Source organism: Mycobacterium sp. E787 (genome assembly GCF_001668725.1).
Taxonomy (GTDB): domain Bacteria; phylum Actinomycetota; class Actinomycetes; order Mycobacteriales; family Mycobacteriaceae; genus Mycobacterium.
Genome location: NZ_LZKL01000033.1, coordinates 222,278 through 234,267, shown reverse-complemented (window position 1 = coordinate 234,267; position 11,990 = coordinate 222,278). Strand labels below are relative to the sequence as shown.

General features: G+C 70.5%; 11 protein-coding genes. 1 reads left to right on the top strand and 10 read right to left on the bottom strand.

The genetic code is table 11. From position 1 onward, the window contains the following. Positions 1-20: 20 nt before the first annotated feature. The 6 genes from glnB to A5705_RS06710 all read right to left on the bottom strand — a co-directional run bounded on the left by glnB (position 21) and on the right by A5705_RS06710 (position 7,748). The gene (gene glnB, locus A5705_RS06735) at positions 21-359 is read right to left on the bottom strand and encodes a nitrogen regulatory protein P-II (protein WP_067880293.1); all 339 of its coding nucleotides are present in this window, start codon (positions 357-359) and stop codon (positions 21-23) included. After that, positions 356-1,738, bottom strand: a complete 1,383-nt coding sequence (locus tag A5705_RS06730) for an ammonium transporter (protein ID WP_067880597.1) — start codon at positions 1,736-1,738, stop codon at positions 356-358. Before A5705_RS06730 ends, glnB begins: the two co-directional genes overlap by 4 nt. Positions 1,739-1,925: 187 nt before the next feature. Further along, the gene (gene ftsY, locus A5705_RS06725; RefSeq protein WP_067880289.1) at positions 1,926-3,158 is read right to left on the bottom strand and encodes a signal recognition particle-docking protein FtsY; all 1,233 of its coding nucleotides are present in this window, start codon (positions 3,156-3,158) and stop codon (positions 1,926-1,928) included. A 175-nt stretch (positions 3,159-3,333) separates the two neighbouring features. Further along, positions 3,334-6,933, bottom strand: coding sequence for a chromosome segregation protein SMC (smc, locus tag A5705_RS06720; RefSeq protein ID WP_067880286.1), 3,600 nt, complete (start codon positions 6,931-6,933; stop codon positions 3,334-3,336). Between the two features lie 121 nt (positions 6,934-7,054). Continuing rightward, the gene (locus A5705_RS06715; protein ID WP_067880282.1) at positions 7,055-7,348 is read right to left on the bottom strand and encodes an acylphosphatase; all 294 of its coding nucleotides are present in this window, start codon (positions 7,346-7,348) and stop codon (positions 7,055-7,057) included. After that, positions 7,335-7,748: an OsmC family protein gene (locus tag A5705_RS06710; RefSeq protein ID WP_067880279.1), complete on the bottom strand. Its 414-nt coding sequence runs from the start codon at positions 7,746-7,748 to the stop codon at positions 7,335-7,337. The genes A5705_RS06715 and A5705_RS06710 overlap by 14 nt, the downstream gene beginning before the upstream one ends. 165 nt (positions 7,749-7,913) lie before the next feature. Between A5705_RS06710 and A5705_RS06705 the strand changes: the two genes are divergently transcribed. After that, positions 7,914-8,690, top strand: coding sequence for a PIG-L deacetylase family protein (locus A5705_RS06705; RefSeq protein ID WP_067880276.1), 777 nt, complete (start codon positions 7,914-7,916; stop codon positions 8,688-8,690). 21 nt (positions 8,691-8,711) lie between these two features. On the opposite strand, the gene mutM is transcribed toward A5705_RS06705, so the two are convergent. The 4 genes from mutM to sepIVA form a co-directional block, all read right to left on the bottom strand. Then, entirely contained in the window at positions 8,712-9,572 is an 861-nt protein-coding gene (mutM, locus tag A5705_RS06700; RefSeq protein ID WP_067880273.1) for a DNA-formamidopyrimidine glycosylase, read from the bottom strand. A 3-nt stretch (positions 9,573-9,575) separates the two neighbouring features. Beyond that, complete coding sequence (rnc, locus tag A5705_RS06695) at positions 9,576-10,289, bottom strand: ribonuclease III (RefSeq protein WP_067880270.1); 714 nt, start codon at positions 10,287-10,289, stop codon at positions 9,576-9,578. After that, positions 10,286-10,882 carry a DUF177 domain-containing protein gene (locus A5705_RS06690; RefSeq protein WP_156738409.1) on the bottom strand — a complete coding sequence of 199 codons (597 nt, stop codon included), beginning with the start codon at positions 10,880-10,882 and terminating at the stop codon, positions 10,286-10,288. Before A5705_RS06690 ends, rnc begins: the two co-directional genes overlap by 4 nt. 216 nt (positions 10,883-11,098) lie before the next feature. Further along, positions 11,099-11,836: a cell division protein SepIVA gene (sepIVA, locus tag A5705_RS06685; protein WP_066970141.1), complete on the bottom strand. Its 738-nt coding sequence runs from the start codon at positions 11,834-11,836 to the stop codon at positions 11,099-11,101. Positions 11,837-11,990 lie beyond the last annotated feature (154 nt).

The window sequence follows — 11,990 nt, the reverse complement described above, 5'->3', positions numbered from 1 at the left end:
TCAGCAATGCACGACTGGGGTCAGAGGGCATCGGTTCCGCGTTCACCCGTGCGCACCCGCACGATGGTTTCCACGGGGCTCACCCAGACCTTGCCGTCACCGATCTTGCCGGTGCGGGCCGCGCGGACGATGCTGTCCACGACCTTGTCGACGATGGAGTCGTCGACGACGACCTCGATGCGGACCTTCGGGACGAAATCGACCGAGTATTCCGCACCCCGGTAGACCTCCGTGTGGCCCTTCTGCCGTCCGTAGCCCTGGATTTCGCTGACCGTCATCCCCAGGACGCCGGCCTCCTCGAGGGCGGTCTTGACGTCGTCGAGGGTGAACGGCTTTACGATCGCGGTGACCAGCTTCATGAAGTCTCTGCCTCCACTTTCTTGACTGCGTCGTCCTGTCCGTTGAGACTTTCCTCCGCGCCGCCGATCCGGTGCGGAATGGACGAGGCCCCGATAACTGCGAACTCGTAAGCGGTTTCTGCGTGCTCCGACTCGTCGATGCCGCCAGCCTCGGCTTCCGGACTCAACCTGATCCCGATGGTGTATTTCAAGATAAGCGCCAGGATAAGCGTCACGATGAACGAGTAGAAGAGGACGCTGAACGCGCCGACCGCCTGCCGCTCGAGTTGAGACCAGCCACCGCCGTAGAAGAGGCCCTTCGACACGCCGGTCACGCCGTTGATCGCCGTGCTCTCCGGGGCCGCGACCAGGCCGACCAGCAGCGTGCCCGTCAAACCGCCGACCATGTGGACACCGACCACGTCCAGCGAGTCGTCGAAGCCGAACCTGAACTTCAGCCCCACCGCCAGCGCGCACACCGCACCACCGACGAAGCCGATCACCAGGGCACCGAGCACGTTGACCGACGAGCAGGACGGCGTGATGGCCACCAGCCCGGCGACGATGCCCGAGGCCGCGCCCAGCGTGGTGGGATGCCCGTCGCGGATGCGCTCGACCAGGAGCCAGGCCAGCATGGCCGTCGCGGTTGCGATCGTCGTCGTCATGAAGGTCGACCCGGCGGAGCCGTTGGAGCTGGTCGCCGATCCGGCGTTGAACCCGAACCAGCCGAACCACAGCAATCCGGCGCCCAGCATGACGAACGGCAGGTTGTGCGGGCGGAACAGCGTCGTGGGCCAGCCCTTGCGCTTACCCAAGACGATCGCCAGCGCCAGGCCCGCCGCACCGGAGTTGATATGGACCGCCGTTCCACCTGCGAAGTCGATCGCATGCAGCTTGTTGTTGATCCAGCCGCCGTGCTCGGAAGCGAAGCCGTCGGCCGCGAACACCCAGTGCGCCACCGGGAAGTAGACCAGCGTCGCCCACAGTCCGGCGAACACCAGCCACGCGGTGAACTTCAGCCGGTCGGCCACCGCGCCCGAGATCAGGGCGACGGTGATGATCGCGAACATCAACTGGAAGGCGACGAACACCGTGGCCGGCATGGTGCCCGCCAGGGGGATGTCCACCTGGGCGGCGCCCTTGGACGGATCCGCCTTGACGGCGTTGCCGCCGATGAGCTTCGCCAGCCCCCAGTAGTCGGACGGGTTGCCTACGACGCCGCCCTTGCTGTTGCCGAACGACATCGAGTAGCCGTAAAGCACCCACAGCACCGTCACCACGCCCATCGCGCTGATGCTCATCATGATCATGTTGAGCACGCTTCGGGTACGGACCATGCCCCCATAGAAGAAGGCAAGGCCCGGCGTCATTAACAGCACCAGAGCGGAACTCGCCAACATCCAGGCGGTATCGCCGGTATCGGGTTGGCCCAATTGCGGGAATGCCACGCGCTATCACCTCCGGTCGCACAGGAAAGGCCGTCAGACGTCCGTCCGTGGCCTGCCAGAACCATGCGCAATTGTTGTTTCGGCGATGGTGCCGCCGTGTTTCGGCGGTATTAACGTCGCGCTTGGCGTGTAAGCGGTCTCAGCCGAGCAGGGCGTCCACGAAAGCGGCGGGTTCAAACGGCGCCAGATCGTCCGGACCCTCGCCGAGCCCGACCAGCTTCACCGGCACCCCGAGCTCTTGCTGAACGCGGAAGACGATGCCGCCCTTGGCGGTTCCGTCAAGCTTGGTGAGCACCGCGCCGGTGATGTCGACGACGTCGGCGAACACGCGCGCCTGGGCCAGCCCGTTCTGCCCGATGGTCGCGTCGAGCACCAGCAGCACCTCGTCGACGGCGGCGCGGCGGCTCACTATCCGCTTGACCTTGTCGAGCTCGTCCATCAGCCCGACTTTGGTGTGCAGCCGGCCCGCGGTGTCGATGACCACCACGTCGGCGCCCGACGCGATGCCCTTGTCGACGGCGTCGAAGGCCACCGACGCCGGGTCGGCGCCTTCTGCCCCGCGGACTACCTCCGCGCCGACCCGGGACGCCCAGGTCTGCAGCTGATCGGCCGCCGCGGCCCGAAAGGTGTCGGCCGCGCCCAGCACGACGCGCCGCCCGTCGGCCACCAGCACCCGCGCCAACTTGCCGACGGTGGTGGTTTTGCCGGTGCCGTTCACGCCGACGATGAGCAGCACCGACGGGTGGTCGGCGTGCGGCAGCGCGCGGATCGAGCGGTCCATGCCGGGCTGCAGCTCGTTGATCAGCACGTCGCGCAGCACGGCCTTGGCGTCGGCCTCGGTGCGCACGTTGCCGCTGGCCAGCCGGCTGCGCAGCTGCGCGATCACCGACTCGGTGACCACCGGGCCGAGGTCGGCGATCAGCAGGGTGTCCTCGACGTCCTGCCAGGACTCCTCGTCGAGGTCGCCGCCGCCGATCAGGCCCAGCACGCTGCGCCCGAGCGCGTTCTGTGACCGGGCCAGCCGGCCGCGCAGCCGCTCCAGCCGGCCCTCGGGCGGGGCCTGCGGCGGCGCGGCCTCGAGCGTTTCGGGGTGCGGCAGTTCGACCTCGGAGATCGTGCGCCGGGGGGCGTCGCGGGGAATGGTGGCGTCGTCGCCTACCGCGGGCAGCCCGGTGGTGTCGATCGTCGGCGCGGACTGGCTGAAGGTGATGCCCGACGACGCCGTATAGCGCCCGGAGCGGTCGAGCGCGCCGGGCTCGGGCCGGGCCAGCCGGATCCGTCGGCGCCGGTATCGCACCAGGCCTGCGACCAGCGCGGCGATGACGAGCAGGGCGGCGACGACCGCGACGGCGATCCAAAGACCTTGTGACACGCCGACAATCCTTCCAGCCGCGGGTCACCCGGCGGTCGGCGGGCATTGGTGCGCGTGCCGGCCGTTGAGTGTGTTGCCTGGGCGTCGGGTGTGTTCTCCTGGCGGAAAAATCGCCGAAATCCCGCCGTCAGTACACGCTGAAAGCCGTCAGTTCACACTCAAGCCCCGACCGGCGCTAGTTGGAGCTGGAGACCAGCTGCTCGACCTGCTGACCACGCATCCGCTGGGAGATCACCGCGGTGATGCCGTCGCCCTGCATGGTGACGCCGTACAGCGCGTCGGCCACCTCCATCGTCGGCTTCTGGTGGGTGATGATGATGAGCTGCGAGCGGGCCCGCAGCAGTTCGAACAGGCCGATCAGGCGGCGCAGGTTGGTGTCGTCGAGCGCGGCCTCGACCTCGTCCATGATGTAGAACGGCGACGGCCGGGCGCGGAAGATGGCCACCAGCATCGCCACCGCCGTCAGCGCCTTCTCGCCGCCGGACAGCAAAGACAGCCGGGTGATCTTCTTGCCGGGCGGGCGCGCCTCCACCTCGATGCCCGTGGTGAGCATGTCGCCCGGGTCGGTCAGCCGCAGCCGGCCCTCGCCGCCGGGGAACAGGACGGTGAACACTTCCCGGAATTCGCGTTCCACATCGGTGAATGCGTCGCTGAACACCTGCAGGATGCGGGCGTCGACGTCGGCGATGACGTCGAGCAGGTCCTTGCGGGCCGCCTTGACGTCCTCGAGCTGGGTGGACAGGAAGTTGTAGCGTTCCTCCAGCGCGGCGAACTCCTCCAGCGCCAACGGGTTCACCCGGCCCAGCTCGGCCAGCTCGCGCTCGGCCCGCTTGGCCCGACGCTCCTGGGTGGCCCGGTCATACGGGATCGGGGCCGGCGCGAACACCTGCTCGCCGCGCTCCCGGGCCTGCTCGTACTCGGCCATCTCCAGCTCGGTCGGCGGCAGCGCAACCTCGGGGCCGTACTCGGCGATCAGGTCGGCGGGCGCCATCCCGAACTGCTCGAGCACCATCTGCTCGAGCTGCTCGATGCGCATCGCCGCCTGGGCATTGGCCACCTCGTCGCGGTGCAGCGAATCGGTCAGCTGAGCCACCCGCGCGCCGAGCGCGTGCACCTCGTCGCGCACCGCCGCCATCGCCGCCGAACGCTCCTGGCGCTCGGCGACAAGCGCGTCGCGGATTCCCGACGCCGCGGCGACCACCCGGTCCAACCGCGCCGCCAGCAACCGCCCGGCGTCGGCCACCGCCGCGGCCACGGCGGCCGCGCGCAGCCGCGCCGCGCGCGCCTGCTGCGCCCGCAGCCGCGCCTCGCGCTCCGCGGCGGCCGCCCGGCGCAGCGAATCCGCCCGCCCGCGCACCGCGTGGGCGCGCTCCTCGGCCGTCCGCACCGCCAGGCGGGCCTCCACCTCCGCGCCGCGGGCGCTTTCGGCGGCGGCGGCGATCTGGTGGCGGTCCACCGGTTCGGCCGCGTGCACGTGCTGCGTCTCCTGGGCGTTGCGCAGCCGGGTCTCCAGCGCCGTGACCTCCTCGACGGTCTGCGTGCGCCCCGCCTCGAGCTCATCGCGCTGGCGCAGCAGCCCGCTCCACTCTTCCTCGGCGGCGCGGGCCTCCTGCCCGAGCCGGCCCAGCTGCTCGTACATCGCCGAGATCGCGGTGTCGGACTCGTTGAGCGCGGCCAGCGCCTGCTCGGCGGAATCCTGGCGGGCGATCTGCTCGGTCAGCGCGCCGGACAGCGCCGCGGTCAGCTGCGCCACCTGCGCCTCGGCGGCGGCCAGCTCGGCGCCGGCCTTATCGATCTCCGACGTGAGCTCCAGCGTGGACAGCTTGCGGTCCGACCCCCCGCTCACCCAGCCGGCGCCCACCAGGTCGCCGTCGAGGGTGACCGCCCGCAGCTGCGGGCGGGCCGCCACCAGGTCCAGGGCGGCGCCGAGGTCGTCGACCACCGCGACGCCCGAGAGCATCGCGGTCATCGCCCCGCGCAGCCGCGGGGGCGCCTCCACCAGGTCGAGCGCCCACAGCGCGCCGTCGGGCAGCGCCGCCGGATGCGCGGGCTGCTCGGCCGGCCAGTCGCCCAAAACCAGGGCCGCGCGCCCGCCGTCGGCCTGCTTGAGCGCGGCGACCGCCGAACGGGCCGCGCCGAAGCTGTCGGCCGCCAGCGCGTCGGCCGCCAAACCCAGCACCGCGGCCAGCGCCGCCTCGTAACCCGACCGGACCTTCACCAGCTTGGCGATCGGCCCGAAAAGCCCCGTGCCGGCGTGGTTTTGCGCGAGCCAGGCGGCGCCGTCCTTGCGTTCCAGTCCCACCGAGAGCGCGTCGATGCGGGCGCGCAGCGAGGCCACCTCGCGTTCGGCGCCGCGCTCGGCGGCCTGCAGTTCGGCGACGCGCTCGTCGGCCAGCCGCAGCGCGGCCACGGTCCTTTCGTGGTGCTCGTCGAGGCCCACCTCGCCCTGATCCAGTTCGCCGACGCGGGCCTGCACGGTCTCGAACTCGGCCCGGGTCTGCTGGGCGCGGGCGGCGGCCTGTTCGATGCGCTCGGACAGCCGCGCGACGCTGTCGTCGATCGATTCGACGCGCGCCCGCATCGTCTCCACCTGGCCGGCCAGCCGCGCCAGGCCCTCGCGCCGGTCGGCCTCGGCCCGGACCGCCGCGAGGTGGGCCCGATCGGCCTCGGCGGCCTCGCGCTCGCGCTCGGCCAGCTCGGCGCGGGCGGCGTCCAGGCGGGTGCGGGCGGTGGCCAGCTCGGCCAGCAGGCGCTGTTCGGTCACCTCGACCTGCCGGGCCTCGGCCTCCAGCGCATCCGGGTCGGTGTCGCCGGCGGCCACCGGCTCGACGTCGAGGTGCTGGGCGCGCTCGCTGGCAATGCGCACGGTCGCGCCCACCCGCTCGGCCAGGGCGGACAGCCCGAACCACGTGTGCTGGACCGATTCGGCGCGAACCGACAGCTCGGCCAGCGCCGTCTCGTGCGCGGCGAGCTCCTCGGACGCCACCGCCAGGCGGGCGGCGGCCTCGTCGTGCTCGCGGCGCATGACGGCCTCGGCCTCGAAGATCGCGTCGCGCTCCACCTGCCGGCTGACCAGGTCGTCGGCGGCCAGCCGCAACTTCGCGTCGCGCAGGTCGGCCTGGATGGTCTGCGCGCGACGGGCCACCTCGGCCTGGCGGCCCAACGGCTTGAGCTGGCGGCGCAGTTCGGTGGTGAGGTCGGACAGCCGGGCCAGGTTCGCCTGCATCGCGTCGAGCTTGCGCAGGGCCTTTTCCTTGCGCTTGCGGTGCTTGAGCACGCCCGCGGCCTCTTCGATGAACGCGCGGCGATCCTCGGGTCGCGACTGCAGGATCTCGTCGAGCTTGCCCTGCCCGACGATGACGTGCATCTCGCGGCCGATCCCCGAGTCGCTCAGCAGCTCCTGCACATCCATCAAACGGCAACTGGTGCCGTTGATTTCGTACTCGCTGGCGCCGTCGCGGAACATCCGCCGGGTGATCGACACCTCGGAGTACTCGATGGGCAGCGCGTTGTCGGAGTTGTCGATGGTGACGGTGACCTCGGCGCGGCCCAGCGGCGCCCGGGACGAGGTGCCGGCGAAGATGACGTCCTCCATCTTCCCGCCGCGCAGCGTCTTCGCCCCCTGCTCCCCCATCACCCACGCCAGGGCGTCGACGACGTTGGACTTGCCCGAGCCGTTGGGCCCGACGACCGCGGTGATGCCCGGCTCGAAGCGCAGAGTCGTCGGCGAAGCGAAGGACTTGAAGCCCTTCAGCGTCAGGCTCTTGAGGTACACGGCGTGCCAGACTACCGCTCAAATTGGCGGCGCCGGCCCTCCCCGAGGGGTGTCGGGGCGCCTCAAATTTGCCTGCCGTTCACACTCTGACGCACTGGCCCCAGTGGCCACATCCGTCACGTCAGCGCTCCACGAAGCCTTCGAACCGCTCTTGCGGCGACGACCAGTCGGCGACCACCTTGTCGACCCGGCCCGGCCTGGCCGGCCACGCGGCGCCGCCTTCCAGCAGTTGCAGCAGTTTCTCGGCGGCCCGGCGCGCGCCCTGAGCCACCACCAGCACCCGGCCGTCGGCCTGGTTGGCGGCGTAGCCGGTGAGCCCGAGCTCCAGCGCCCGGCACCGCGTCCACCAGCGGAAGCCGACGCCCTGGACGCTGCCGTGCACCCAGGCGGTGAGCCGGACGTCAGGATCCGGCATCGGCGATCTCGAAGTTGACCGTCGTGCCGGATTTCAGCGTGCGCCCGACGGTGCAGACCAGGTCGACGGCCCGGTTGGCTACCACCAGCACGCGTTGCTTTTCTTCATCGGAGAGTCCCGAGAGATCGATCTCGAGCGTCTCCTCGAGCAGCGGATAGCGTTCCTGCTCGCGGTCGGCCGCGCCGGACACCCTGACGACGGCCTTGTAGTCGTCGCCCAGCCGGCGGGCCAGCGGCTCGTCGGTGGACATGCCGCTGCACGCGGCCAGCGCGATCTTGAGCAACTCGCCCGGGGTGAACACGCCCTCGACGTCCTCCGAGCCGACCAGCACCTGCGCCCCGCGCGAGCTGTATCCGGTGTAGCGGCGGGTTCCGGTGCGCTCGACCCACAGTTGCGTCATGGCTTCTTTTCTACCGGGCGTGCGTTGCGGCCAAGCGACGCGACCGTCGCGTGTGCGCTGACGGCTTTGAGTGTGAGCTGAGTCAGCGAATTTCGAGCTTGGGCTCACAGTCAAAGCCCTGCGCGCACACTCACCGCCGCGGCTACGGCGGGCATACTGCGTTGAATGGCCACCGTCGTCGCATTCCACGCCCATCCGGACGACGAGGTGATCCTCACCGGCGGCACGCTGGCGCGGGCGGCGGCGGCCGGGCATCGCGTTGTCCTCGTCACCGCGACCGACGGCCGCGTGCACAACGACGAAGGTGATCTCCGGTTGGACGAATTGCGTTCGAGCGCAAGCATTCTCGGCGTACATCGGGTCGAATGCCTCGGCTATGCCGACAGCGGCTACGGCCCCGACTTCTACCCGGATCCACCCGGGCGCGTCAGGTTCGGGCGGGCCGACATCGACCGGGCGGCGGGGCGGCTCGCCGAGATACTCCGCGATGAGCGCGCGGATCTGCTGCTCAGCTACGAGCGCAACGGCGGCTACGGCCACCGCGACCACGTCCAGGTGCATCACGTCGGCACGCGGGGCGCCGAACTCGCGGCGACGCCGCGCGTGCTCGAGGCGACGATGCCACGCGAATTGCTGGTGCGGATCGGCCGTCTCGCCCGTCTGCTGCGGCTACCGGCGCCCTACGAACCGGAGATCGCCCGCACCGCCTACGCGCCCAGAGCGGCCATCACCCACCGCGTCAACGTCTTCGGTTTCGCGCGGCACAAGCGCGACGCGATGGCCGCCCACCGCTCGCAGATCGGCGACTCCGGCCTCGCCGCGCGCGCGTTCGACGTGCTGCTTGCCCTGCCGCCCCAGGCGTCCGGCCTGCTGTTTCCCTTCGAGTGGTTCGTCGATCCGGCGGTATCGCCGGGCGCTTTGCGCCGCGACATCTTCGACTGACTCGCAGTTCTGCGCGCACATTCAACCCCGCGGGCGCGGCTGGCATCGCGGGCAGTAGAACGACGAGCGGTTCATGAACTTCTCCCGGCGCATCACCGCGCCGCAGCGGCGGCATGGTTCGCCTTCACGGCCGTAGGCGTTCAGGGACCGGTCGAAGTATCCGGACTCGCCGTTGACGTTGACATACAACGAGTCGAAGGAGGTCCCGCCCTGGCCCAGCGCGTCGCGCATGACGTCGGCGGCGGCGTCCAGGACGGCGGTCAGCCGGCGGCGGCTCAACGTGTCGGCGATCCGGGCGCCGTTCACCTTGGCCCGCCACAGCGCCTCGTCGGCGTAGATGTTGCCGATCCCCGAGACCACGGTCTGATCGAGCAGCTGCCGCTTGATCTCGGAATGCTTGCGCCGCAACACCTCAACGACGGCGCGCGCATCGAACTTCGGGTCCAGCGGGTCACGCGCCAGGTGGGCGACCGGCACGGGCACCATGCTGCCGTCCACGGTCACCAGGTCGGCGAGCATCCAGCCGCCGAAGGTGCGCTGGTCGGCGAAGCTCAGCACGGTGCCGTCGTCGAGCAGCGCGGAGATCCGGACGTGGTCGGCGCGCGGCACCTCCCCAAGCAGCATCTGCCCGCTCATCCCGAGGTGGACGACGAGCGCCGTGTCGGGATCGTCCGGGCTGTCCAGCAGCAGCCACAGGTACTTGCCGCGGCGGTCGGTTGCGGTGATCCGCGCGTCGAGCAGCCGGGCGGTGAGGTCGGCGGGCCCGGCCTCGTGCCGGCGCACCGCGCGCGGATGGTGCACCCGGACGGCCGTGATCGTCTTGCCCACCACGTGGGCCTGCAAGCCGCGGCGCACCACCTCGACTTCGGGCAGTTCGGGCATCGATTACGCCGACGTTTTCCCCGCGGTGTCCAGCGTCTCGAGCGCTTTCCAGGTGGCCGCCGCGGCCTTCTGCTCGGCCTCCTTCTTGGAGCGGCCCACCCCCGACCCGTATTCGGTCTCCATCACGACGACCACCGCGGTGAATTCCTTGTCGTGGTCGGGCCCGGTCGAGGTGACCATGTACGACGGTGCGCCCATCCCGCGCGCCGCCGTCAGCTCCTGCAGGCTGGTCTTCCAGTCGAGCCCCGCCCCGAGTGTCGGCGCGGCGTCGAGCAGCGCGCCGAACAGCCGCAGGATCACCTCGCGCGCGGTGTCGATTCCGTGCTGCAGGTAGATGGCCCCCAGCAGCGACTCCATGCCGTCGGCCAGGATGCTCGACTTGTCGGCCCCGCCCGTGTTCGCCTCGCCGCGGCCCAGCAGCAGGTGCACGCCGAGGCCCTCGTCGGACAGCTTGCGCGCCACGTCGGCCAGCGCCTGCGTGTTGACCACGCTGGCCCGCAGCTTGGCCAGGTCGCCCTCGGAGCGGTCGGGATGGCGATGGTAGAGCTCGTCGGTGATGGTCAGGCCCAGGACGGCGTCACCGAGAAACTCGAGGCGTTCGTTGGTCGGCAGCCCGCCGTGTTCGTAGGCGTAGCTGCGGTGGGTCAACGCCAGCGACAACAGGTCATCGGGCAGGTCGGCCCCGAGCGCGTCCAACAGGGCTTGCCGCGACGTCACCGCTCATCCCGCTTGATCTCCGGCTCGCCGGGCTGCAAGGGCAACAAGTCGGCCAACTTGGCCCAGCGCGGGTCGATGCGGTCGTGGTGATGGCCGGGCTCGGCCGCGAGGGCGACACCGCAGTCGGGGCACAACCCCGGGCAGTCCGGGCTGCACACCGGCGAAAACGGCAGCTCCAGCCCGACGGCGTCGATGATCGGCTGCTCGAGGTCGATGGTGTCGTCGACGATGTGGCCGACCTCGTCCTCCTCGGTGGTCGCCTCGGTCGTGCTGTCCGGATATGCGAAAAGTTCGGTCAACCTGACCTCGACGCGCCCGTTGACCGGCGCCAGGCAACGGGCGCATTCGCCGACGGTCGGCGCGGCGACCGTTCCGGTCACCAACACACCCTCGGACACCGACTGGACCTGCAAGTCCATCTCCAACGGGGCACCCTCGTCGATCGCGATCATCGGCAGGCCGATTCGCGCCGGGCTGGGCACGGTGTTGCGCAGGGTGACCATCGCGCCCGGGCGCCGGCCCAGTCGGGTGATGTCGACCCTCATCGGCGAGTTCGAATGGCGCTGCGCCGTGCTGCTGTGCTGCCGCGTCATAGGAGAAATCCTACGGCGCGCCGCGCGTAAGGAAAGGAGCGCTCGCGATCGCCGCAGGCCCGATGGCGGCGACCCGTCCCCCAGCTCCGCGGGGGTACCCCCAGCGCCCGACTCCGTCGCGCTCGCGATCGCCGCAGGCCCGATGGCGGCGACCCGCTTCGCCCGACTCCGCGGGGGTACCCCCAGCGCCCGACTCCGTCGCGCTCGCGATCGCCGCTAACGCGTCGCGTAGTCGTGGGTGCCGGCAGCCGTCCGCAGCTGGTGACGACCGCGGCCGACGGACCGCAGGGTGCCGTTGAGGAATTCCTCGAACTCGGCCAGCTTGTTGTCGACGTAGATGTCGCACTCGCCGCGCAGCCGGTCGGCCTCAGCGTGCGCCGTGTCGATGAGGCGGGTCGCCTCGGCGTTGGCCGCCTCCACCACGCTGTTCTGCGACACCAGCCGCTGCTGCTCCTTGATGCCCTCTTGCACGGCCTTCTCGTAGGAGATGTTGCCGTTCTCGATCAGCCGGTCGGCTTCGGCCTGGGCGCGGCTGACGCTGGCCTCGTACTCGCGTTTCGCCGCCGTGGCGATGCGGATCGACTCCTCGCGGGCCTCGCCGACCATCCGCTCGCTGTGCTGGCGGGCCTCGCTCACCATCCGATCGGCCTGCGACTTTGCGTCGGACAACAGCCGGTCCGCCTCCGCGCGGGCGTGGTTGAGCATCGACTCCGACTCGGTGGTCGCCGAGGAGACCATCGATTCGGCGTGCGACTTGGCGTCCTGCAGCATCGAATCGCGCGCGTCGAGCACGTCCTGGGCGTCGTCCAGCTCGCCGGGGATCGCGTCCTTGATGTCGTCGATCAGTTCCAGCACGTCACCGCGGGGCACGACGCAGCCGGCCGTCATCGGCACACCGCGCGCCTCCTCCACGATGGCGCCCAATTCGTCCAGCGCCTCAAAAACTCGATACACGGCCATGCCCTCCTGGCGTCTTGCAAAGAAACCCTGTTGTTACCAGTGTGCCTGCTGTTGCCTCTGTGACAGCGGTGGCGACGCCGGTGTGTCGAAGATTTGCCCGGTAAACCCGCCCTTTGCGGGTGAAATCCATAGGTTCTGCCCGTTCACG